21 protein-coding genes are annotated in these 23389 nt (G+C 70.3%); 12 read left to right on the top strand and 9 right to left on the bottom strand.

Annotated features, from left to right (window positions below; genetic code table 11):
* The first annotated feature begins 26 nt into the window (after positions 1–26).
* The 4 genes from EDD90_RS12510 (at position 27) to EDD90_RS12495 (ending at position 2516) form a co-directional block, all read left to right on the top strand.
* The gene (locus tag EDD90_RS12510; RefSeq protein WP_123973081.1) at positions 27–560 is read left to right on the top strand and encodes a membrane lipoprotein; all 534 of its coding nucleotides are present in this window, start codon (positions 27–29) and stop codon (positions 558–560) included.
* Positions 561–591: 31 nt separating this feature from the next.
* Positions 592–1242 (top strand): ThuA domain-containing protein, encoded by a 651-nt coding sequence (locus tag EDD90_RS12505; protein WP_123973080.1) that lies wholly within the window; start codon positions 592–594, stop codon positions 1240–1242.
* A gap of 159 nt (positions 1243–1401) precedes the next feature.
* Positions 1402–2274, top strand: a complete 873-nt coding sequence (locus EDD90_RS12500; protein WP_123973079.1) for an oxaloacetate decarboxylase — start codon at positions 1402–1404, stop codon at positions 2272–2274.
* Positions 2271–2516: a hypothetical protein gene (locus EDD90_RS12495; protein ID WP_185149057.1), complete on the top strand. Its 246-nt coding sequence runs from the start codon at positions 2271–2273 to the stop codon at positions 2514–2516. Before EDD90_RS12500 ends, EDD90_RS12495 begins: the two co-directional genes overlap by 4 nt.
* A gap of 77 nt (positions 2517–2593) precedes the next feature.
* Here the strand turns inward: EDD90_RS12495 and EDD90_RS12490 are convergent, their stop codons facing one another.
* Complete coding sequence (locus tag EDD90_RS12490; protein WP_123973078.1) at positions 2594–2797, bottom strand: hypothetical protein; 204 nt, start codon at positions 2795–2797, stop codon at positions 2594–2596.
* Between the two features lie 30 nt (positions 2798–2827).
* Positions 2828–3892: a LacI family DNA-binding transcriptional regulator gene (locus EDD90_RS12485; protein WP_123973077.1), complete on the bottom strand. Its 1065-nt coding sequence runs from the start codon at positions 3890–3892 to the stop codon at positions 2828–2830.
* 130 nt (positions 3893–4022) lie between these two features.
* On the opposite strand from EDD90_RS12485, the gene EDD90_RS56340 reads away from it, so the two are divergent.
* Both EDD90_RS56340 and EDD90_RS12475 read left to right on the top strand, forming a co-directional pair.
* Positions 4023–4256 (top strand): hypothetical protein, encoded by a 234-nt coding sequence (locus EDD90_RS56340; RefSeq protein ID WP_123973076.1) that lies wholly within the window; start codon positions 4023–4025, stop codon positions 4254–4256.
* 43 nt (positions 4257–4299) lie between these two features.
* Positions 4300–5604 (top strand): IS256 family transposase, encoded by a 1305-nt coding sequence (locus EDD90_RS12475; protein ID WP_260327723.1) that lies wholly within the window; start codon positions 4300–4302, stop codon positions 5602–5604.
* Here EDD90_RS12475 and EDD90_RS12470 read toward each other — a convergent pair whose 3' ends face one another.
* From EDD90_RS12470 to EDD90_RS12455, 4 genes are read right to left on the bottom strand one after another with little or no spacing between them, the layout of a single operon-like run.
* Positions 5605–7203, bottom strand: coding sequence for a family 43 glycosylhydrolase (locus EDD90_RS12470; RefSeq protein ID WP_123973075.1), 1599 nt, complete (start codon positions 7201–7203; stop codon positions 5605–5607). It lies immediately after the preceding gene.
* Complete coding sequence (locus tag EDD90_RS12465) at positions 7200–8105, bottom strand: carbohydrate ABC transporter permease (protein ID WP_123973074.1); 906 nt, start codon at positions 8103–8105, stop codon at positions 7200–7202. The genes EDD90_RS12470 and EDD90_RS12465 overlap by 4 nt, the downstream gene beginning before the upstream one ends.
* Positions 8105–8989, bottom strand: a complete 885-nt coding sequence (locus tag EDD90_RS12460) for a carbohydrate ABC transporter permease (protein ID WP_123973073.1) — start codon at positions 8987–8989, stop codon at positions 8105–8107. Before EDD90_RS12460 ends, EDD90_RS12465 begins: the two co-directional genes overlap by 1 nt.
* A gap of 9 nt (positions 8990–8998) precedes the next feature.
* Positions 8999–10327: an ABC transporter substrate-binding protein gene (locus tag EDD90_RS12455; protein WP_123973072.1), complete on the bottom strand. Its 1329-nt coding sequence runs from the start codon at positions 10325–10327 to the stop codon at positions 8999–9001.
* A gap of 421 nt (positions 10328–10748) precedes the next feature.
* Between EDD90_RS12455 and EDD90_RS12450 the strand changes: the two genes are divergently transcribed.
* The 4 genes from EDD90_RS12450 (at position 10749) to EDD90_RS12435 (ending at position 18338) form a co-directional block, all read left to right on the top strand.
* A complete protein-coding gene (locus tag EDD90_RS12450; RefSeq protein WP_123973071.1) occupies positions 10749–12275 on the top strand; it encodes a glycosyl hydrolase family 28 protein in 1527 nt (508 codons plus the stop codon).
* Entirely contained in the window at positions 12272–15394 is a 3123-nt protein-coding gene (locus tag EDD90_RS12445) for an alginate lyase family protein (RefSeq protein WP_123973070.1), read from the top strand. Before EDD90_RS12450 ends, EDD90_RS12445 begins: the two co-directional genes overlap by 4 nt.
* Positions 15395–15423: 29 nt before the next feature.
* Positions 15424–16662, top strand: coding sequence for an alginate lyase family protein (locus EDD90_RS12440; protein ID WP_123973069.1), 1239 nt, complete (start codon positions 15424–15426; stop codon positions 16660–16662).
* A 119-nt stretch (positions 16663–16781) separates the two neighbouring features.
* Positions 16782–18338 (top strand): carboxylesterase/lipase family protein, encoded by a 1557-nt coding sequence (locus EDD90_RS12435; RefSeq protein ID WP_185149056.1) that lies wholly within the window; start codon positions 16782–16784, stop codon positions 18336–18338.
* Here EDD90_RS12435 and EDD90_RS12430 read toward each other — a convergent pair.
* The gene (locus tag EDD90_RS12430) at positions 18312–19370 is read right to left on the bottom strand and encodes a LacI family DNA-binding transcriptional regulator (RefSeq protein WP_123973068.1); all 1059 of its coding nucleotides are present in this window, start codon (positions 19368–19370) and stop codon (positions 18312–18314) included. The genes EDD90_RS12435 and EDD90_RS12430 overlap by 27 nt on opposite strands.
* 153 nt (positions 19371–19523) lie before the next feature.
* The gene (gene mmuM, locus EDD90_RS12425; protein ID WP_123973067.1) at positions 19524–20441 is read right to left on the bottom strand and encodes a homocysteine S-methyltransferase; all 918 of its coding nucleotides are present in this window, start codon (positions 20439–20441) and stop codon (positions 19524–19526) included.
* Positions 20442–20606: 165 nt separating this feature from the next.
* On the opposite strand from mmuM, the gene EDD90_RS12420 reads away from it, so the two are divergent.
* Entirely contained in the window at positions 20607–21974 is a 1368-nt protein-coding gene (locus EDD90_RS12420) for an amino acid permease (RefSeq protein WP_123973066.1), read from the top strand.
* Positions 21975–22192: 218 nt separating this feature from the next.
* Here EDD90_RS12420 and EDD90_RS12415 read toward each other — a convergent pair whose 3' ends face one another.
* Positions 22193–22804 carry a TetR/AcrR family transcriptional regulator gene (locus EDD90_RS12415; protein WP_123973065.1) on the bottom strand — a complete coding sequence of 204 codons (612 nt, stop codon included), beginning with the start codon at positions 22802–22804 and terminating at the stop codon, positions 22193–22195.
* Positions 22805–22918: 114 nt separating this feature from the next.
* On the opposite strand from EDD90_RS12415, the gene EDD90_RS12410 reads away from it, so the two are divergent.
* Positions 22919–23380 carry a nuclear transport factor 2 family protein gene (locus tag EDD90_RS12410; protein WP_123973064.1) on the top strand — a complete coding sequence of 154 codons (462 nt, stop codon included), beginning with the start codon at positions 22919–22921 and terminating at the stop codon, positions 23378–23380.
* Positions 23381–23389: the final 9 nt, after the last annotated feature.

Genomic DNA, 23389 nt, shown 5'->3' with positions numbered 1-23389 from the left:
GAACGCCTGTGCGGCACGATGGGCGCATGATCCGTGCCCTGCGCGTGCTGCCGCCCTTGCTGTTCGCCTCCGTCCTGCTCACCGGATGCGGCACCGAGAAGGCGGGCTCCGGTTCGCCCGCGAGCCAGGCCGAACTCGACGCCCGGGTCAAGGCGTTGGGCATGGCGCCCGAGCTGGTCTACGTCACCGAGGCACCGGGGTTCACCCTCGCCCAGCAGTCCGTCGGCGTACAGGGCGACGACGGTTTCTCCGCCGCCTACACGGACAGCACGGGCGCCGTCATCCACCTCTACACCGACCACCCGCGCAACGCGGGACACCACAAGTACCAGGTGGCGAAGAAGGACTGTGTGGTGTGGCTGGAGGGTGAGGGCGGGGCCTCCGACGCCGCGCTGGGCAAGGCGCTGCGCGGGGTCCACCGTCCCTCGGCCGCCGAGCTCGACACCCTGCTGCCCACGCCCGACCCGGCCTTCACCGACTCCGAACCCGTACAGCGCGGCGACCTGCCGTCCAACGGGGACGGCGCACCCGACAACAGCGTGCCGACACCGGGCCTTTGAGCCCTCCCGGCCGGTGGGCGACCATGCGGGCATGCCCCTTCGACTGCTCCTGCTCACCCGCACCACCGGCTACCGCCACGACTCGATACCCGACGGCATCGCCGCCGTACGGGAGTTCACCGGGTTCGAGGTGGACGCCACCGAGGACCCGGCCGCGCTCGAACAGACGCTGGACGGGTACGCGGCCGTCGTCTTCCTCTCCACCAGCGGCGAGATCCTGACCCAGGCAGGGCGTGCCGGGCTGGCCGCCTACGTCGAGGCGGGCGGCGGCTTCGCCGGTGTCCACGCGGCGGCCGACACCGAGTACGCATGGCCGTACTACGGCGAACTCCTCGGCGCCCGCTTCGACCGCCACCCCCGGTACCAGCCCGGCAGGGCGCTCGTCGAGGACCACGGCCATCCGGCGACCCGGCAGCTGCCCGCCGTCTGGGACTTCACCGACGAGTGGTACGACTTCCGCGACAACCCGCGGGGCCGGGCGCGGGTACTGCTGCGCGCCGACGAGACGTCGTACGACGGGGGCGGGATGGGCGACGACCATCCGCTGGCCTGGTGCCGTGAGCAAGGGGCCGGACGGGTGTTCTACACGGCCCTGGGGCACGCCCGCGAGGCCTACCGGGATCCCCGCTTCCTGGCCCACCTGTACGGCGGTATCGGCTGGGCCGCCCGGCTCGACCAGTGACGTTTCTCCGGTGAACCGCATCCGCCATTGGAGTGAGTAAAGGTCGCGCACGGAGATGGTCACGTGCGTATCTAGAGATGCTCTTGTCTTGGCAAAGGGCGTCGAGACGCGGAGATCCACCAGGACCTCGCGCCACCCACCCACCGGAGGAGCCGGACCTTGACTTACGGGAAGAAGCTGCGCGAACAGATCGCCGGGCCGGGGACCACCCCGCTGATCGGCGTGTACGACATGTACTCGGCATCGATCGCGGCCAAGCACTACGACGGGATGTTCGTCTCCGGCTTCGGCTTCGCCGCGTCGTACTACGGCCTGCCGGACATCGGATTCATCGCCTGGCCCGACATGGTGGCCTTCGTCCAGCGGCTGCGGGGCGCGTTCCCGCACCACCATCTGCTGGTCGACATCGACGACGGGTACGTCGACCCCGAGGTCGCCTGCCATGTCGTGGAGGGGCTGGAACGGATCGGCGCCTCCGGGGTGATTCTGGAGGACCAGAAGCGGCCCCGACGCTGCGGGCACGCCGACGGCAAGCAGGTGCTGCCGCTGGACGAGTACCTGGAGAAGCTGGAGAAGGTCCTGGAGACCCGCACGGACCTGGTCGTCGTGGCCCGTACGGACGCCACCGACGAGCACGACATCCTGCACCGCGCGGAGCGGCTCGCCGCCACCGACGCCGACGTTGTCCTCGTCGACGGGGTGCGCAGCGAGGAGTGGATCCGCCGCATCCGCAAGGTCGTCGGCGACAAGCCGCTGCTGTTCAACCAGATCGCCGGCGGCAAGTCGCCCAGGCTCTCCCTCACGGAACTGGACGATCTCGGCGTCGACGTCGCGATCTACTCCACGCCCTGTCTGTTCGCCGCGCATGAGGCGATGGACTCCGCGCTCAGCGACCTCAGGGCGGCGGACGGCCGACTGCCCCAGGTGGACGCGGCGAGCGGGGTCGGCGTCAAGGCGTCCACGACCCTCCTGGAGCGCAACATCGCCCGGGAGCGGCTCGACGAGCCCGAGTCCGAGGGCGTGGGCGTGTGACGCGGTTGCGGGCGGCCGCTGCCGTCGCCGCGGCGCTGCTCGCTGCGACCGCGGCTCCCGCGTACGCGGGCGGGAGCCTGATCACGGTGCTGGACAACTCCCACGCGGACTCCATCCTGGAGGTGGACCGCACGGCGAACCTCCAGACCGGGAGGGGTGACGCCGGCAGCGACCACGACGGCAGCGCCGTGGACGCGATCCAGGCGTTGATGGGCGAGCCGCGCCAGGCCGACGACGACTGAGAGACCGGCGAGTGGGGAACTGCGGGACCGTGGTGACGGGTCGCGCAGTTCCCCCGCCCCTGCCGGGGCGCTCCGGCTCAGTCCTCGCCCAGGTCCGGGCGGCCGTTCTCGTCCAGTTCCACGTCCTCCTTCGGGTCGTGCTCGTCGGCCGGGGCGGCCACCGTGGCATGCTGCCGGGCCGGGGCGACGGTCAGGGTCGTGGCGTGGGCGGTGCCCAACGCCATGGTCAGGGCGGCGGCGGTCAGGGCGCAGGCCGCCGCGGTACGCGGGGTGAGTTTCATGCCCGGGAAACGATCATGAACAGGCCGCGGTCACCGTCGTACGGCCGAACGGGCCGCCGGCGCCGCCGTGCTGGCCCGCTCCACCAGCCGCGTCGACAGCTCCGTCCGGGTGCCCTCCGGGCGGTCCCCGTGCATCAGCCGCACCAGCAGCCGCAGCGCCGTGGCCGCCATCTCCGACAGCGGCTGGCGGACCGTGGTCAGCGCGGGGGACCCCCAGCGCGCCTCCGGCAGATCGTCGAAGCCGACCACGCTGATGTCGTCCGGCACTCGCAGCCCGCGCTCGGCCAGCGCCGTGTACGCCCCGAGCGCCATCCGGTCCGAACAGACGAACACGGCGGTCGGCGGCTCCGGCAGGTCGAGCAGTTCGTGCATACGATGCCGGGCCGTGCCCTCGTCGAAACCCGCGTGCCGGACGTACTCGCCACGATGACGCAGACCCGCCGAGGCGAGCGCCGAGCGGTAGCCGGCCACCCGGGCGCTGCTGCACATCTTGCGCCGGCTGCCGGCGATCACCGCGATCCGCTCATGCCCCAGCGCGAGCAGGTGCTCGGTCGCGGTCACCCCGCCCTGCCAGTTCGCGGCCCCGACCGACACGGCTCCCGCAGGGGGCTCGTGGACGGGGTCGATCAGCACGTACGGGATCCGGTGGTGGTCCAGCCAGGCGTACTGGGCCTGGGTCAGCTCGGCCAGGTTGAACAGCACTCCCGAGGAGCCGCGCACGGTGAGCTTGTCCAGCCAGCCGCGCTCCGGGCGGCCGGCCCGCGTCCGGGTCGGCCCCGCCGACACGACGACCTCCAGACCCGCCTCGTGCGCCGCCTCCTCCACCCCGTGCAGCACCGCGCCCGACCACGAACTGTCCAGCGAGTGCACGACCAGGTCGATCAGGACGGGGGCCTTCGCCGCGTCGAAACGGGGCCGGCGGACATAGCCGAGCCGTTCGAGGGCCTCGGTGACCCGGCGCCGGGTCTCGGGGGCCACGTCGTCACGGCCGTTGACCACCTTCGACGCGGTCGGTACGGAGACGCCCGCCTCGCGGGCCACCACCGCCAGTGTCGGACCGGCTGCCGCCACGCTCGTACCCCCGGCACGGACCATGGGGAACCCGCCTCTCCGGCCCGCCTTTGGGCCAACGAAAGTAACGAAAGTTGCGACCAACGCTGCTTCCGCGGTCTGCGTACAAGCCGTGCAGTAAGCGCTTCCTACGATAGGTGCACGTCAACACGGCGTGAAGACCTGGGAATTCGCGGGATCACTGGTGGCGGGACTTTCGAAACTTCGAACAATGGCGGTCGGATCAGTCCGGTGTGCAAATGACGTGGAAGTCCGTGAAATCCGCGGTGAAAGAGGCGTCTACGAGGTCTACGGCATGGATTGCGACGAGCGCTCCGGTGAACCGGAGCCGGGAGCCGTGGTCGTCGGAGAGGGGACTGTCCTGAAGTTTGTGTTTGGCCTGGTGTGACCCGAGTTGGCATGAGATGGGTTCTCTGCCGGGAAGGATCACGATGGGCAGTACGAACGAGAGTGGCCCCGAGGGTAACGAGCATCAGGTGCGGACGGGGGCGGAGTTGGCGCAAGCAGCGACTGAGCAGGACCGGGGGCTGGCCGAGAGCCTGATCGAGCGGGCCCGCCGGGACGGGCTGCAACTGGTCGGCGAGAACGGGCTGCTGACGGGGCTGGTGAAACTGGTCCTGGAGGGTGCGCTGGAGGCCGAGATGGCCGAGCACCTGGGCTACGAGAAGGGCGATGCGGCCGGCGCGGGCTCGGGCAACCACCGCAACGGCACCAGCCGCAAGACCGTGCTCTCGCAGGTCGGACCGGTGACCATTGACATCCCCCGCGACCGGACTGGCAGTTTCACCCCGCAGATCGTGCCCAAGCACGCCCGGCGCGTCGACGGCTTCTCGGAGACCATCGTCTCCCTCTACGCCAAGGGGCTCACGACCGGGGAGATCCAGGCCCACCTCGCGGAGATCTACGACGTGGAGGTCTCCCGCGACCTGGTCTCCCGTGCCACCGCCCAGGTCGCAGCCGACCTCGCCGTCTGGCGCACCCGCCCGCTCGACCGCATCTACGCGGTCCTGCTGATCGACTGCATCTACATCAAGATTCGCGACGGCGCCGTCGCGAACAAGCCCGTCTACATCGCCGTCGGCATCAACCTCGACGGCGACCGCGACGTGCTCGGGATGTGGGTCGGCACGGGCGGTGAGGGCGCCAAGCAGTGGATGACCTGGCTGACCGAACTACGCAACCGCGGCGTCCAGGACGTCCTGATCGCCTGCTGCGACGGGCTGAAAGGCCTGCCGGAGTCGGTCAACGATGTCTGGCCCCAGGCCGATGTCCAGCTCTGCGTGGTCCACCTCGTCCGCACGAGCCTGCGCTACGCAGCCAAGCAGCACTGGGGCGCCATCGCGAAGCAACTGCGCGAGGTCTACACCGCCAAAACCGCAGATGAGGCCGAGCAGCGGTTCGCCCGCTTCGAGGAGGAGTGGGGCCAGCGCTACCCGGCCGTGGTCGATACATGGCGCCGCAGCTGGGAGCACGTGATCGTGTTCATGCGCTTCCCGGCCCCGATCCGACGTGTCGTCTACACCACGAACATGATCGAATCCCTCAACTCCCGCTTCCGCCAGGCCACCCGACGACGCGGGCACTTCCCCGACGACGACGCGGCCTTGAAGGTGCTCTACCTGGTCATCCGCAACCCGATCAAGAACCGCCCCAACGTCACCGGACGGACACCCGCCTGGAAACAGGCCATCAACAGCCTCGCCAGCTACTACGGCGACCGCGTCACCGACCGCTAATCACGAACAACCACACCAGGCCACCCACAAACGATCAGACACTCCCTCGGAGAGGCGGGTGAAGTCGAGGGGCGGGCCGAGGGGGTGGCGGGTGAAGTCGAGGGGCGGGCCGAGGGGGTGGCGGGTGCGGTCGGTTTCGTACCAGAAGCGGGCGTCGGCGCCGTCGACCGTGACGCCGAGGGTGAGCGGGGCGGTCGCGTCGACTTCCACGACGGCCGGTCTGCGGGTTTCGCCTTCGTCGCGTGCGGTCAGGGTGAGTACGGTTCGGCCCTTGTGCTGCCATTGCTGGCCGTGTTGCGCTTCGCCTTCCGGTTCCGACCAGGTGAGGTCGAGGGCGTAGTAGGCCGAGGTGTTGTACCAGAGGAGCAGGCCGGCGGCCTGGGTGAAGGTGGACGGGCTTGCCTGGAGGGTGACTTGGGCCTGTGTGCGGTGTTCGGTGATGCGGCGGGCGAGGAGGTTGTGGGACCAGAGGGAGTCGGGGCCGTGGTGGCCGCGGAGGCGTAGCCAGCCGGGGCGGGTGGTGGGGTCTATCCAGGAGGGGTCTGCGGGGGAGCGGAGGGTGAAGTAGGGGTTTGTGCTGTTGGCTGCGGGCCGGTGGGGGCTGGTCGCGCCCACGCGGCAGTAGCCGCATATCGTGTGCAGCCCCGAGCCCCTCAAGGGGCGTTCCTGTTGAGGCGTCTCGACCGTGAGCGCCGGGCGGGTGTCTCCGTGGCGGAGTCTCGGCCAGCCCTCCGCGTCCCAGGTCACCGCCTGGATCGCCGTCTCCCGGCCGAGGGGGCATCTCGGTCCTTGCGGTGTCTGCAGCGGGCGTGCCGTCAAGTGGCTCAGGAACCAGGCGCCCTCCGGGGTCTGGACCAACTCCGCATGTCCAGCCTTCTGCAACGGCCAGTCAGGGTCGTCCCGTGTCGTCAGCAGCGGACGTTCGTCGAGGTCGTACGGGCCCGTGAGGTTCCTGCTGCGGGCCACCCGCACCCCGTGCTCGAAACCCGTCCCGCCCTCCGCCAGGACCAGGACGTACCAGCCGTCCCGTTTCAGCAGCTTCGGGCCCTCGATCAACCCGTCGTGCTGGAGCAGGAGTCGGGTCGTACCGACGGTGGTGAGCGTCTCCGGGTCCAGTTCCGTGGCGACGATTCCCGCGAAGCGCCGGCCGCCCGGGCGGTGGTCGTTCTGGATGTTGAGGAGCCAGATACGGCCGTTGTCGTGGAAGAGGGCGGGGTCGAAGCCGTGGCTCGGGACCCGGCGCGGGGGAGTCCACGGGCCCGGCACGTCCATGGCCGTACTGACGTATGTGTCCAGGTCGAAGTACCGGGTGCCGACCGAGCGGACGATCGAGTACGTCACCCAGAAGCGCACCCCGTCCCAGCTCAGCGACGGGGCCCAGATGCCGCCCGAGTCGGGGACACCGGCCAGGGAGTCGCCGGGGGCCGCGCCCTCGACATGGCCCGCGTACTCCCAGTGGGCCAGGTCGCGGGAGCGGTGGATCGGGATCGTCGGGAACCACTCGAAGGAACTGGTCGCCAGGTAGTACCAGTCGCCGGCCCGGACCAGTGACGGGTCGGGGGCGAAGCCGCGGATCACCGGGTTGTGCAGCACGGTCACTTGAGGGCTCCCAGCGTGACGCCCGTGCGCCAGTAGCGGCGCATCGCGATCATCATGACGGCCATCGGGACGATGGAGAGCAGGGCGCCGGTCAGGACCAGACCGGTCAGGTCCACCCCGGATTCGAGGCGTTTGCCGGACCAGTTGTACAGGCCCAGGTTCAGGGTCCAGTTCTCCTCGCCGCGCAGGACCGTGAGGGGGAGGAAGAACGCGTTCCAGGTGTTGACGAAGGCCAGCAGGAAGACCGTCGCGCCGCCCGTCGTCATCATGCGCAGCACGATCGAGAAGAAGATGCGCAGTTCGCCCGCGCCGTCTATGCGGGCCGCTTCGAGGAGTTCGTACGGGACCGTGGCCTCGGTGTACACCTTCGCCAGGTAGACGCTGAACGGGTTGACCAGACAGGGGATCAGCATCGCCCAAGGGGTGTCCACCAGGCCGATCTTCGAGAACAGCAGATACAGCGGGAGGGTGAGCAGGGCGATCGGGACCAGGAAGGAGCCGACCACGCAGGCGAAGACGAGGCTGCGGCCGGGGAACTGGAAGCGGGCCAGGCCGTAGCCCGTGGCGAGCGCGATGAGCGTGCCGCCGAGCGAGCCGACTCCCGCGTAGAGGAAGGAGTTGGCCGTCCAGCGCAGGAAGATGCCGTCCTCGTAGGTGAACAGCTGGTGCAGATTGCTCCAGAAGTGCCAGCCCGAGAACCAGAGGCCGTTGCTCTGGTAGAGGGCGGTACGGTCCTTGGTCGCGGCGACGAGCAGCCACCAGACCGGGAAGAGGCTGTACGCGCTCGCCAGGACCAGTCCGACGAGAAGGAACCGCTGGCCGCCTCGTGAGCGGGCCGCCGGGTCCGGCTTGCCGATGCGTCGCACGGGGTTCGTCCTCGACCGTTCCGCGGTAAGTGTCATCAGTCGGCCTCCTTGGAGGTCAGCCGGTAGAAGAGGAAGCTGGCGACGCCGAGGACCAGGGCCAGCAGCACCGAAAGGGCCGCCGCGTAGTGGTAGTTGCCCGCGTTGAAGGCCTGGTTGTAGATCACCATGATCGGGGTGAAGCTGTCGCTGACCGTCTGCGGTGTGACGTTCCGGAACAGGGCCGGCTCGTTGAAGATCTGGAGCATCTGGATGATCGACAGCATGCCGGTGAGGACCAACGCGCCCCGGACGAACGGGACTTTGATACTCAGCGCGATTCGGCGCTCGGATGCGCCGTCCAGCCGTGCCGCCTCGAAGAGTTCACGCGGGACGCCCTGCAGCGCCGAGTAGATGATCACCATGTTGTAGCCGATGCCGTGCCAGGTCAGCAGATTGCCGATGGACGGCCACACCATCGACGGCGCGAAGAAGTTCCAGGTCAGTCCGAACGCCTTGCCCAGCGGGGTGAGCGGGCCGACGTCCGGGCTGTAGAGGTTGATCCAGACGATCGCCGCCACCACACCCGGGATCATGTAGGGCACGAGGAGCAGGACCCGGAAGCGGCCCGCCACCCGGGACGTCAGCGCGTCCAGGGAGAGCGCCAGGAGAAGACTGATCAGGAGCATCACGGGGATCTGTACGCAGGCGAACACCAGCACCCGGAGGACCGAGTCGAGGAACGCCCAATCCGTAAGGCCCTGCCGGTAGTTGGCCAGTCCCGAGAACTCGTCCGTGCTGCCGCCGAGGCCCAGCCCAAAGGAGTGCGAACGGTACAGCGACTGGTAGACCGCGTACCCGATCGGGATCAGGTAGAGGAAGACGAAGCCGAGCTGGAAGGGCACCGTGAAGGCGGCGCCCTTCCAGCGCTGGGAGCGGACCATCCGTGAGCCTCAGCCCTCGACGCTGATGCCGCGGGACTTCAGGTCGTCGACCGTCCACTGCTGCATGTGGGCGAGGAGGTCGGTGACCTTCTGCTGCTTGCTGACCACCTTGGCCCAGCCGTTCTGCAGCTCCGTGAACATGGCCGTCCAGTCGGGGCCGAACGTCCAGTCGGTGGTGACCGTGTTCAGGCTGTCGGTGACGACCTTTTTCGCCGGGTCGTAGTTCGAGCCGAGCAGCTTCTGGGAGATCGCCTCGTCGACGTAGGCGTTGCTGTCGGCCAGCGCGGGCATCACGCCGTTGCCGGTGGTCGGGCTCGCCATCGTCTTCACCGCGCCCGGATTCGTAGACATCCACAACGCGGCCTCGGCGGCCTGCTGTTGGTGGGCGCACTCCTTGGTGACCAGGGTGACGCTGCCGGTGAGGTTGGTGCCGGCCGGGGTCTTGGCGGCCTCGCCGGTGAAGGTCGGCCAGGGGGCGAGGGCCCACTTGCCGAAGGACTTGGTGAAGTTCTGCACCATGCCGGCCATCTGCCAGGTGGAGATCTGCCGGGTGGCGGTGCCGCCGTTGTCGTAGTTGCGCTGGACGGCCGCGTAGTCGGCGAACGACAGCTTCGAGTCGAGGTCGTTGTCGATGATCTGCTGAATGACCTGGGCGGCCTTGAGAGTGCCCGGGTCCTGGAAGTCCACCTTCCAGGAGTCGCCGTCGATGGCGTACCAGTGGGCCCCGGCCTGCATGGAGAGCACTTCCAGTGTGCTGGGGTCCTCACCGGCGTAGTTGGTGATCTTGACGCCGTGTTTCTTCAGCGTCTTGCCCGCCGCGATGAACTCGTCCCAGGTGGTGGGGGCCTTGAGGCCGTACTTCTGGAAGACGTCGGTGCGGTAGATCGTGAAGTTCGGCGAGGAGCTGGTGGGGACGCCGTAGAGCTTGCCCTGCACCTGTGCGGCCGACCAGGAGCCGGAGTTGAACTTGTCCTTGGCCGAACCGACGTACTTCGTGATGTCGGCGAGGGCGCCCTGGGCGACCCAGCTCGTCACGTACTCGGCGGTGTTCTGCACCAGGCAGGGCGCGTTGCCCGCCTTCACGGCGTTGGTGAGCTGCTTCTGCATGGTCAGCTGGTCGGTGACCTTCGTGTACTTCAGCTGGACGTCCTTGTGCGAGGCGTTGAACGCCTTCACGACGGCGTCCTGGCCGTTCGCCCAGCCCCAGAAGGGCAGGGTGACCGGTCCGGAGGCCGAGTCGGAACCGCCGGAGCCGGAGCCCGATCCGCCGCAGGCGGAGAGCAGACCTGTCAGCGCGAGGCCCGCGATCGCGGCGCGGGCCAGCCTGGTGGAGTTCATCTGACCGTGTTCCTTCGGAGGTTGGCGCTCTCGGGGAGGAGGGCGGCGGCTCGACAGTGCCTTAGAAACCGGTTTCCACGGGACAGTAGGACGGCCTGGCCGCTTCCAGCAAGGGGTATGAGTCGGAATCTTTCGATGTACGGTCGGTCGAACGGTCCATGAACAGCAACCGGTACGCAAGGACAACCGGTTGCCGCCGAACGGTTTTCGAAAGTTCGTCGCTCCCCTTGACGAGGCTCTTGTACGGGTTGAAGCTCCCCTCACCGCCCATAGCAACCGGTTGCCAACGAGCCGACGTCCTGTCACCTCCGCGAAGAGAGTGGGAAGTCCCTCGTCGCCCAGCGCGGCTTCGTCGCCGGTATGTCCACGTCCGGCCTCAAGTAGCCCTTCCTGCCGACCTGTTCACCGCAAGGAGCAAGACATGAACGCGCCCCTCTCGCGCCGTGCCGCCCTGCAGGCCGCCGGCGCCACCGCACTCGCCGCCGGGCTCTCCGGCGGACTGACCACCACCGCCGCCCACGCGGACGACACCGGGTCCCGCCCGAAGCTGGTCACCTACCCCCGCCCCTCCGCCGTACCGACCAACACCAGCTTCCAGGTGCGGGTGCGCACCGCCCCCGACGGCGACTGGCAGACCCTGGACATCTACCGGCCGCAGTTCGAGGAGATCAACGCCAACACCGGCGGCGGCAAGGTCTACAACTCCTCCCTGGTGTACTTCGACTTCCAGTGCTCCGTCGAAGTCGAGGTGACCTACCTCAAGGGCGGCACCAGCAAGGCCCGGGTGAGACCGGACTCGTACGGCATCAAGCCCGAACTCCTCGGAGACACCCTGCGGTTCACCCTCGACGAACCGAAGGACCTGGTCGTCCAGATCAACGACGAGCTCTTCGACTGCCTGCACATCATCACCAACCACGTCGAGCACCACGCGCCGGCCGCCGACAACCCGGACGTCATCTACTTCGGCCCCGGCGTGCAGACCGTCACCGGCGGAGTCCTCACCGTCCCCAGCGGCAAGACCGTCTACCTCGCCGGCGGTGCCGTCCTCAAGGCCACGGTCTACTTCAAGGACGTCGAGAAGGCCTCCCTCAGGGGACACGGAATGATCTGGGCCGGTCCGGGCGGGGGCGTGCTCTGCGAGGGCAGCAGGAACATCCGGGTCGAGGACGTCATCATCATGAACCCGGGCGGCTACATCACCACCCTCGGCGAGGCCCAGAACGTCCATATCAGGAAGGTCCGCGGCTTCAGCTCGCGCGGCAACGGCGACGGTATCGACGTCTTCTCCTCCAGCGACGTCCTCATCGACGGCTGCTTCCTGCGCAACTCCGACGACTGCATCGCCATCTACGCCCACCGCTGGGACTACTACGGCGACACCCGCAACATCACCGTGCAGAACTGCTCCCTGTGGGCCGACGTCGCCCACCCGGTCAACATCGGCACGCACGGCAACACCGACGCCCCGGAGACCATCGAGAACCTGGTCATCCGCAACATGGACATCCTCGACCACCGCGAACCCCAGATGAACTACCAGGGCTGCATCGCTCTCAACCCCGGCGACTCCAACCTCATCAGCAACGTCCGCATCGAGGACGTACGGATCGAGGACTTCCGCTGGGGCCAGGTCATCTACATGAAGGTCATGTACAACACCAAGTACAACACCTCGGTCGGCCGCGGCATCGAGAACGTCTACGTCAAGAACCTCACCTACACGGGCACCCACGCCAACCCGTCGCTCTTCCTCGGCTACGACGCCGACCACGCCATCAAGAACGTCACCTTCGAGAACCTCGTCATCAACGGTGTCGTCATCGCCGACTCGATGAAGAAGCCGAGCTGGTACTACACCACCGACGCCATCCAGTGGTTCTACAACGAGCACGTGACGAACCTGAAGTTCCTCACCACCGCAGAGGCGGAGGCGGCCGCCCAGTGAGCCCGCTCAGCCGCCGCGGCCTGCTGAAGTCCTCCGGCGCGCTGCTGCTCGCCGCGGGCACGAACACCCTGTTCGTGCCCGCGGCCCGGGCGGACAGTCACCTTCGGGACTTCACCTTCACCCACCCCGGCATCCTGCATACGTCCGCCGATCTGGCCCGGATGCGGTCCGCCGTCGACAGCAGACAGTCGCCCGTCCACGACGGCTACCTCGCCCTGGCCGCCCACGCCCGCTCCCAGGCGTCGTACACCGTGCAGAACACCGGCCAGATCACCTCCTGGGGCCGGGGCCCCGCCAACTTCCAGAACCAGGCCGTCGCCGACTCGGCCGCCGCCTACCAGAACGCCCTCCTCTGGGCCGTCACCGGCGACCGCGCCCACGCCGACAAGGCCCGCGACATCCTCAACGTCTGGTCGGCCTCGCTCACCATCGTCACCGGCGCCGACGGACCGCTCGGCGCCGGCCTGCAGGGCTTCAAGTTCGCCAACGCCGCCGAACTCCTGCGCCACACCGGCTACGACGGCTGGACCGACGCCGACATCGCGCGCTGCGAGGCGTCCTTCCTCGACGTCTGGTATCCGGCCGTCTCCGGCTACATGCTCTACGCCAACGGCAACTGGGACCTGACGGCCCTTCAGACCGTCCTCGCCATCGGTGTGTTCTGCGAGGAACGCACCCTCTTCGAGGACGCCCTCCGGTTCGCCGCCGCCGGCGCGGGCAACGGCAGCGTCCGCCACCGCGTCGTCACCGATGCCGGCCAGGGCCAGGAGTCCGGCCGCGACCAGGGCCACGAACAGCTCGCTGTGGGCCTCATGGGCGACGCGGCCCAGGTCGCCTGGAACCAGGGCGTCGACCTGTGGGGCTACGACGGCGACCGCATCCTCGCCAACGCCGAGTACGCCGCCCGCTACAACCTCGGCGGCGACGTCCCCTTCACCCCGGACCTGGACCGCACCGGCAAGTACCTCAAGAAGACCGTGTCGGCGACCTCCCGGGGCACCCTGCCCCCGATCTACGAGATGTACTACGCCCACTACGCGGGCGTGCGCGGCCTCGACACGCCCTACACGCAGGCCGCCGTATTCCGGGGCGCCGGTGGCACCCGCGCCGTCGAGGGCAGCAACGACGACCTGCCGAGCTGGGGCACCTTCGCCTACGCGGGCGCCACAGCCCCCGCGCCGTGCGCGCCGACCCCTCCGGCGGGCGTCACCGCCGACGGCGACGCGCGTGCCGTGACGGTGTCCTGGCTGCCCTCGGTGGGGGCGACACGGTACGCGGTACGGCGCGCCGACCGCCCCCAAGGTCCCTATGAGCCGCTGGCCGAAGCCCCGTCGGCGTCGTACACCGACGGGCGGGTACACCCGGGACGGACGTACTACTACTCGGTCGTCGCCGCGGGCGCCCTGGGGGAGAGCGGCGCTTCGGCCGTCGCCTCGGCGACCGCGGGGCTTCCGGGCCCCTGGCGGACCCAGGACCTGGGCGACGTGCACACCCCCGGTTCGGCGCGGTTCGACGGCGAGCGGTTCGTGCTGGAGGCGAGCGGGACCGCCGACACCTGCCGTCTCGTGCACCTGCCGCTGCACGGCGACGGCAGTGTCACCGCCCGGATCGTCTGGCCGCTCAGCTCGCAGTACTCCAAGATCGGCGTCACGGTCGGAGCCTCGCTCGACCCGTCCGCCGCGCATGCCTCGATGCTGATCCAGGGGCTGCCGCTGCACACCTGGAGCGGGGTGTGGAGCGTACGCCCGACGGCCGGTGCCGGGATCTCCGCGACCGGGAGCACCCCGGTGCCGCCGAGCCAGCAGCAGACGATCACCACCGGCGCCGGCTTCCCGATCTCCGACCTGGGCGCGCTGCCCACGTCGGCGACCCCGCTGACCGCCCCGTATGTCGAGGGGGCCGGAGACGGCTATCGGCTGCGGGCGCCCTACTGGGTGCGGGTGACCCGGGAAGGGGAGCGGTTCGCCGGGGCGATCTCGGAGGACGGTGTGCGATGGACCGAGGTGGGGTCGACTGTCTGCGACATGCCACACACCACATATGCGGGACTCGTCCTCACCTCCTCCCTGGGCGTCGACGAGGACTACGCCGAAACCGGCACCGGCGCCTTCGACAACGTCAGCGTGGAATCGGCGGCAGGCACGGTATGGCGGGTACCCCGCCCGGTCCGCAGGCCCACCGATCTGCTGGCCTCCGCCTCCTCCGCCTCCTCCGCCTCCGAAGGGATCGAGCTGACCTGGACCGACCCTGACCCGTCCGCCCGCTACACCGTGCTGCGCGCCACCGACGCCCACGGGCCGTACCGGACCCTCGCCCGGGACGTCGGCGCGGTCGGCTTCGGCACCCGGGTGCGGTACACCGACGGGAGCGGTGCGTCCGGGACGACGTACCACTACACCGTCACCAAGACCAACTGCGGGGGCCGGGGCCCGCGTTCGACTTCAGTGAGTGCGGTCATGCCCGCCGTCGCGGCCGGGACCACGGAGCCGGCCGCGGTCGCCGCCCCGCCCCTGCCCGACCCCTGGACCAGCGGTGACCTCGGCGACGTGATCCTCGACCGGAGCGCCTACGGCACCCTCGGAGTCGTCGCCGTCCTCACCCCGGGCGACGCGGCCCACGCCGACGGCACCTTCACCGTGCGCGGCGCCGGAGTCGACCTCAACGTCAACTCACAGGGAATGTCCGGCCAGTTCGTACGACAGCCGGTCGCCGGCGACTGCGAGCTGACCGCCCGGCTGGTCTCCCGCTCCGGCGCCACCGCCGACCGGGTCGGACTGCTCATGACCAAGTCCCTTTCCCCCTTCGACCAGGCGGCCGGGGTCATCGTCACCGCAGGTACCACCGCCCAGCTCATGCTGCGCCCGACCGTCGCCGGCGCCTCCGCCTTCACCGGTACCGCCACCGTCCGACTGCCCCTGCTGCTGCGGCTGAAGCGCACCGGGACCGCCTTCGCCGCCGCCTTCTCCGCCGATGACGGCGTCACCTGGAGCCCGCTCGCCACGGGCACGATCCCCGCCTTCGGTGACGCCCCCTACCACGTGGGCCTGGTGGTGTGCTCCCGCACACCACTGGCCCTCGGTACCGCGCAATTCGAAGAGGTGAGCGTCCGACTCACCTGAACTCCCCCCACCGAAGGAGCAAATACGCGATGAGCCGCCGCGTACCACCCCAGTCAGGCACCAGCGGATTGAGCCGCCGCGGTGTCCTGAAGTCCGCTGCTGCGCTCGCCGTCGCCGCCTCGGTCACCGCCCCCAGGGTGGCCGACGCGGCACCGACGACCTTCACCCACCCCGGCATGCTGCACAACGCCGGTGACATCAACCGCGCCAAGGTGCGGGTCGCCGCCGGCACCGACCCCTGGCTGTCCGGCTGGAACAAGCTGACCGCCAACTCCCACTCCCAGTCGACCTGGACCAACCGGGCGACGGCCACGATCATCCGTGGCGGCGACGGGCAGAACTACAGCCTGCTCTACAGCGACATCGCCGCCGCCTACCAGAACGCCCTGCGCTGGAAGGTCGGCGGCACCGAGGCGAACGCCGTGTGCGCCGCCGACATCCTCAACGCCTGGTCGAAGACGCTGACGTCGGTCACCGGGAACGCCGACCGGTTCCTCGCCGCCGGCCTCTACGGCTGGCAGTTCGCCAACGCGTGCGAGCTGATGCGCGACTACAGCGGCTTCGACCTCGCCGCCGCCCAGTCGATGCTGGCTGACGTCTTCTACCCGCTCAACAACAGCTTCCTGACCAACCACAACGACGCCTGCATCACCAATTACTGGGCCAACTGGGACCTGTGCAACATGGCCTCCGTCCTGGCCATCGGGATCCTCAACGAGGACAAGGCCAAGTACGACCAGGCGGTCACCTACTTCAAGTCGGGTGCGGGCAACGGATCCATCGCGCACGCGGTGCCGTACCTGTACACGGACTCCGACGGCTACGCGCTGGGCCAGTGGCAGGAGTCCGGCCGCGACCAGGGCCACACCGTCATGGGCATGGGCCAGATGGGCGCGATCTGCGAGATGGCCTGGAACCAGGGCGACGACCTCTACTCGTACGACGACCGGCGGTTCATGAAGGCCGCCCAGTACGTCGCCAAGTACAACCTCGGCCAGGACGTGCCGTACACCACCTACACCTGGGGCACCGGGCAGAGCTGCGCCCAGTCCTCCCAGACGGTGATCTCCGCCTCCTCCCGCGGCCAGATCCGCCCCGTGTGGGCGATGCTCCACTTCCACTACAACCGGCGCATCAGCCTCGACGACAAGTACATCTCCGCCATGTACTACAACCTGGTCGCCCCCGAAGGCGGAGGAGGTGACTACGGCTCCGACAGCGGCGGGTACGACCAGCTCGGCTTCGGCACCCTGATGTACGCCAAGTAGCCGGGCGCAGCCGCCCGTCTGTCCGTCCGAACGCCGTGTGTGCCGGAATTCCGGGAGCGGATGTGGTGCTCTTGTCCTACCGGCGTTCTGGCACACGCGGCGGGAGGAGCTGGTGGCGGATGACGGCAGACGGGACGGATGCGAAGAACCCGGTGGCCGACACCCCGTACGGGGCGGTGCGGGGCAGGTGGGAGCGCGGGGTCGCGGTCTTCCGCGGCATTCCGTACGCCGCCCCGCCCTTCGGGCGGCACCGGTTCCGTCCGCCCGTGCCGCCCGAGCCCTGGGACGGCGTCCGGGACGCCGGCGCCTTCGGGCCGACGGCGCCGAAACCGCCGTACTCGCAGGCGTTCGCGCAGTATCTGTCCGACCCGGTGATCCCGGGTGACGACTGCCTCAACCTCAACGTCTGGACCCCGGAGCCCGGCCCCGGCGCCCGGCTCCCGGTGCTGCTCTGGCTGCACGGCGGCGCCCTGACCAGAGGATCCTCGGCCGTACCCGTGTACGACGGTCATGCGTTCGCCCGTGACGGTGTCGTCCTCGTCTCGGTCAACTACCGGCTGGGCGTGGAGGGCTACGGGCTGTTCCCGGACACCCCGCCCAACCCCGGCCTGCACGACCAGCTGGCCGCCCTGCGCTGGGTCCACGAGACCGTCACCGCGTTCGGCGGCGACCCGGACCGCATCACCCTCTGCGGCCAGTCCGCCGGCGCCATCAGCGCCGGCGCCCTGCTCGCCGCACCCCGGGCCCAGGGCCTGATCCGCCGGGCCGTGCTGCAGAGCGGCCCGCCCGAGGCCTCGGAACGGGACAAGGTACGGCGCATGGTCCGCCGGATGGCCAACCGGCTGAGGATCCCCGCCACCGCCCAGGCCTTCGCCGAGGTCGACCGCGAACTGCTGCTGCGCACCCAGGCCGAGGTGAGCCGGCTGAGCAGCCCCGTCCTCGGCGGCCCGGCCTTCGGGATCGTCGTCGACGGCGACCTCGTCCCGCGCGACCCGCTGCAGGCCCTCCTGGACGGCGAGGCGGCCCGCGGCGTCGACCTGCTGATGGGCTGGACCCGCGACGAGTACCGGCTCTGGCTGGTCCCCGGCGGTCTCGTCGACCACGTCGACCGGCTCGGCCCGGTCGCCTTCGCCGGCGCCATGGCCCGCTGCCGTGCCGGCCACGAGGTGCCGCGCGGCTACCGCGCCCTGCACCCCGAGGCCGGGCCCGCCGAGATCGTCGGCCAGATGGTCACCGACCACCTGCTCCGCCTGCCCCTGTACCGGCTGGCGAAGGCCCGCCCCGACTCGTCGTACCTCTACGAGTTCGCCTGGCCCTCCAACCGCCCCGGCCTCGGCGCCTGCCACGCCCTGGAGCTGGGCTTCGTCTTCGACACCGGGACCGTCCCCGACTCGGCCCGGCTCGCCGGTGCGGGCGCCCCGCAGAAGCTGGGCGACGAGATGCACGGCGCATGGGTCCGCTTCGCCACGACCGGCGACCCCGGCTGGCAGTCCTGGGACGACACCCACCCGGTCCGCGTCTTCGGCGACGGCGAGCCCCGCACGGTGTCCGGCCCGCGGGACGAGGAGTTCGCGCTCTGGACACCCGAGGTGCCGCCGCAGCCCGACCGCCCGGCCGAACTGGCCCTGGCCGTACGCCGGTTGCGGCGCTCAATGGCCGCTGTGCGCCGCCACTGAGTCCCGTACGACCACATGCGTGCCGAGCAGCAGATGCTCGTCGGCCGACTCCGCGCCGTGCCCGAGGGCGGTGCGGACGGCGAGCCGTCCGAGCTCCTCGTAGGGCACGTGCACGGTGGTCAGGGCCGGGTGCAGATCACGGGCGAACGGTATGTCGTCGTACCCGGCGAGGGACACCTCGCCGGGCACGTCGAGTCCCGCCTCGTGCAGGGCGGTGAGTGCGCCGGCCGCGACCATGTCGGTGGCGGCGACGATCGCCGTGAACTCCAGCTTCCGGGCGAGGGCCTCGCGCATCAGACGGTGCCCGGAGTCACGGGTGAAGTCGCCGTGCAGGAGCAGCGCGGGGTCGGGTTCGAGGCCCCGGGCGCGATGGGCTGCCAGATAGCCGCGCTCCCGGCCCATCGCCGTCGTGTGGTCCGGCTTCCCGCCGAGGAACAGCACCCGCCGATGCCCCTGCGCGAGCACGTGGGCGGCCAGGGCGTGTGCGCCGCCCTCGTTGTCGTACTCGATGACCGTGACCGGCGCGCCGGGTCCGAGCGGCGGCCGCCCGCACAGCACCAGCCGGGACCCGGCGGAGGCGAGCGAGTCGGCGATGCGGCGGGTCCGTTCCCGGTACTCGGGCGTGTCCGCCGCCCCGCCGACGAGAATCACGGCGGCGGCCCGCTGGGCGCGCATCATCTCGATGAACTCCAGCTCGCGCCGCACATCGCCGTCGGTGCTGCAGACGAGACTCAGATGCCCGAGCCGCGCCGCCTCCCGCTCCACGCCGTGTGCCATGTGCGCGAAGGAGGGCCCGGTGATGTCCTCCAGCACGAAGGCGAGGGTGGGCGTACCGACCCCGGCGACCGCCTTCGCGTGCGCGTCGGCGACGTAGTCCATCTCGCGGACGGCACGCAGGACCCGAGTGCGGGTGGCGGCACTGACGGGGTAGTCCCCGGCGAGCACCCGGGAAACAGTGGACGCGGACACCCCGGCCCGGGCGGCGACATCACGAATGGTGCTCCGCCCGGCTTCCCCGTTTTTTCTGGTCAACCCCACCCCCGGCAACCGGTTCCCAGCGGGACCTTAGCGCCCCGAAAGGGGCGCGGGACAGTGCTGATGTGCGGCTCCGCCGCGTGGGCGCGACCAGCCCGAGGCGACCGGCAGCCGCCGTGCTGAGAACCACCTACGGCGACGAGGCGCCCCTCAAACCACCTGAGCAATCCCGGCGACAGCCTCCGGCCCCACCCGGCAGCACCCCCCGATCAACCGCGCCCCCGCATCCCGCCATCCCGCGACCTGCTCCGCGCCGAACGTCGACCGCCCCGTCCACGCCCGGGCCGCCGCGTCCCACACCTCCCCGCTGTTGGGATAGACCACCACCGGCTTCCCGGTCACCCTCGCCGCGACCTCCACCGCATGGTCCACATCCTCCGGCGCACAGCAGTTCACGCCCACGGCGACGACCTCGTCCACGTCGGCGGCCAGGGCGAACGCCTCCTCCAGGGGCTGCCCGGCCCGGGTCCGCCCCTCCGCCACGCTGTACGACAGCCAGGCCGGCACGCCCAGCCCCCGCACCGCCCGCAGCAGCGCCGCCGCCTCGTCCGCGTCCGGCACGGTCTCCATCGCCAGCACGTCAGGTCCGGCCCCGGCCAGCACCTCAAGGCGCGGCCGATGGAACCGCTCCAACTCGTCGACGCTCAGCCCGTACCGCCCCCGGTACTCGGAGCCGTCCGCGAGCATCGCCCCGTACGGCCCGACCGACGCGGCCACCCACAACGGCCGTACGATCCCCTCCTCCCGCGCCCGCCGCACCGCGTCCCGCCCCAGCTCGACGCTGAGCGCGAGCAACCGCGCGGCCTCGGCCGCAGCGATCCCGCGCTTGGCGAAGCCCTCGAACGTGGCCTGGTAGCTCGCGGTGATCGCGACGTCCGCGCCCGCCCTGAAGTACGCGAGGTGCGCGTCGCTGACCGCGTCGGGCCGGTCTGCCAGCAGCCGCGCCGACCACAGTTCGTCGCTCAGGTCGTGTCCGGCGGACGCCAGCTGGTTGGACATGCCGCCGTCGAGCACGACCGTCCCGGCGGCGAGGGCGTCGGCGAGGCTGGGGGAGTTGTCGCTGGTCATGCCCCGACGCTAGTCGACCCGGACCCGAACGACCGAGTGTGTCCACCGTATGAACAGATCGACCAACATATGGACACCCGGTATACGATCACCCGACTCCCCGCCCGCACACACGCAGCAGCCCACCCGCCCGCACATACGCACGTCCCCGGAACCGGAACCGCCATGACAGCCCCCAGTCCCATCGAGGCCGAGGAACCCACCCAGGCCCCGTCCGCTCCCCGCCGCACCTTCGGCCTGGCCACCGCGACCGCCCTGGTCATGGGCAACATCATCGGCGGCGGCATCTTCGCGCTGCCCGCCGCCGTGGCCCCGTACGGCACGGTCAGCCTGCTCGCCTTCGGTGTCCTGTCCGTCGCCGCCGTCCTGCTCGCCCTGCTCTTCGGCAAGCTGGCCCGGCGCAGCCCGGTCACCGGCGGTCTGTACGTCTACCCGCGCGACGCCTTCGGCCCCTTCGCCGGATTCCTCTCCGCATGGTCGTACTGGACGATGTGCTGGGTCAGCATCGCGGCACTGGCGGTCGCGGTCGTCGGCTACGTCGACGTCCTGGTCCCCCTGCACGGCAACCACGCCCTCGAAGGCGTCGTCGCCCTCGCCGCGCTCTGGCTGCCGGCCGTCGCGAACTTCGCCGGCACCCGCTGGGTGGGCGCGGTCCAGATCGTCTCGACCGTCCTGAAGTTCGTCCCGCTGCTCCTGGTCGCCACGGTCGGCCTGTTCTTCGTGAACACCGACAACTTCGGCCCGTTCAACGCGTCCGGCGACAGCGCCCCCGGCGCCCTGGCCGCCGCCGCGGCCCTGCTCCTGTACAGCTTCCTCGGTGTCGAGTCGGCCGCGGTCAGCGCGGGCGAGGTCGAGAACCCGGAGCGCACCGTCGGCCGCGCGAGCGTCCTCGGCACGCTGGCCTCCGCCCTGGTCTACCTCCTGGGCACGGTCGCCGTCTTCGGCCTGGTCCCGCACGACAAGCTGGTGAAGTCCGGCGCGCCCTTCGCCGACGCGGTGAACGCGATCACCGGCGGCGGCTGGGGCGGCACGGCGATCGCGCTGGTCGCCGTCGCCTCGATCGTCGGCTGCCTCAACGGCTGGATCCTGATGGCCGCGCAGATGCCGTACGCCGCCGCCCGCGACGGCCTCTTCCCGAAGCCGTTCGCGAAGGTCGGCAAGGGCGGGGTGCCCGGCTTCGGCGTCTGGGCGGTCGCCGTCCTCGGCACCCTCCTCATCGGCCTCAACTACACGGCGGGCCCGGACACCACGTTCCGTGTCCTGGTCCTCATCACCACCTTCACCGGCTGCGTCCCGTACCTGCTCTCGGCCGCCGCCCAGCTCTACTGGCTCGCCCAGGGCACCCGGGACCGGGTCCGCCCGGCCGGCCTGGTCCGCGACCTGATCGTGGCCGCCCTCTCCTTCGCCTTCTCCTTCTGGCTGATCGCGGGCGCCGGCTACGCGGCCGTCTACCAAGGCGTGCTGTTCCTGTTCGCGGGGATCCCGGTGTACGTGTGGCTGCGAGGCAGGCAGCCGGAGGAAGCGACCGCGTAACGGCGGCACGCACGGCCCCGCCACCGCCCGCTGTGTTCACCGCCGTGAACGTCACGCTGCGGACGCGGGCAGGCGCGCTGCAGGGCTGGGCGATCCGCCACGAGAACGGCGGACTGGAGGGCTGGTTCGCGGCGGGGCCGGTCGACCTGCGCGCACCCGTGGCGGGCGAACACGAGAACGTCCTCCCCGCCCTGGGCGTCGCCGGGAGGGAGCGCGGGTCACCGCCCGGCTGTTCCGAAGGTTCCCGCACCGGCACCTGCAGTGAGGCCGTCGAAGACGATGGCCAGCATCCGGTCCCGTACCTCCTTCTCCGGGCGGGCGCGTGAGGTGGCGACGAGCAAGGCGTACACCTCGGGGAGTTCGACGTCGTCCCGGACCGCGCCGGCGCGTTGGGCATTGCGGAGCAGGGCGCCGACGGCCCCACGCAGTGCGTCCGACGCCTGTACGGCAGCGCCGCCGTCCGCGCTGCCGGCATCGAGCAGTGCCTCGGATATGGCGATCTTGCCTGCCGCGTCGGCGACGAGATGGCTGAAGAAACCGAAGAACGCCGCGCCCGGGTCCGGGGCGCGAGAGAGCGCCTCGGCCTGCTCGCGCAGGCGGTCGAACCGCTGCACGAGAACGGCCTCCAGCAGCGCCGCCTTGGTGGGGAAGTGACGGAAGACCGTGGCGACGCCGACGCCGGCCAGGCGGGCCACCTCCTCGGTGGACGCCGACCGGCCGCCCTTGCCGAAGACCTCCTCGGCGACGTTCAGGATCCGCTCGCGGTTGGTGCGCGCGTCAGCGCGCAGCGGCCGTCCGCCGCTCGTCTCTCGGTTGCCTGGGGTGCTCATCGTGCTTTCACTCGTATCCCACTATCCGAAGTCGCGACTCCGTATAATCGGAGTCCGCACTTCGGATGGTAATTCGCTGCCGGCACGTGTCGCTGCCGACGACGGGAGGGTGTCATGCCTCAGGTCCCCGGTCCGCGGGAGGTCTTCCTCGCGCTGGTGAACGGTGTCGCGGAGGGCCGGTGGAGCGAACTGCCCGATCTGTACGCGGAGCGGACGCATGTCGTACACCCGTTCGATCCACTTCGTGCTGCCGCCCTCCGTACCCGCGACGAACTGCGCGAACACTTCAGGCCGACCGGCGTCGGCCCCCTGCTCAACCGCCGGGCGGCCAACATCGCGATCCACGAGACGACCGACCCCGAGGTCATCGTCGCCGAGTTCGAGTACCAGGGAACGGTCGAGGGGACCGGGGAACCCTTCGCGCTGCCCGGCATCTTCGTGCTGCGGGTGCGCGACGGCCTGATCGTCAGCTCCCGTGACTATTTCGACCATGTCACCGCCGCCCGGGTCCGGGGGCAACTGGACACACTCGTCGCCGCCGTGCAGGCGAACAGCGCCGACGCCACCGCGGACTGAGGAGCGTGC

The organism is Streptomyces sp. Ag109_O5-1 (assembly GCF_003814875.1).
Classification (GTDB): domain Bacteria; phylum Actinomycetota; class Actinomycetes; order Streptomycetales; family Streptomycetaceae; genus Streptomyces; species Streptomyces sasae.
The sequence above is the reverse complement of the archived record's forward strand: the minus strand, read 5'-3'. Positions and strand labels throughout refer to the sequence as shown.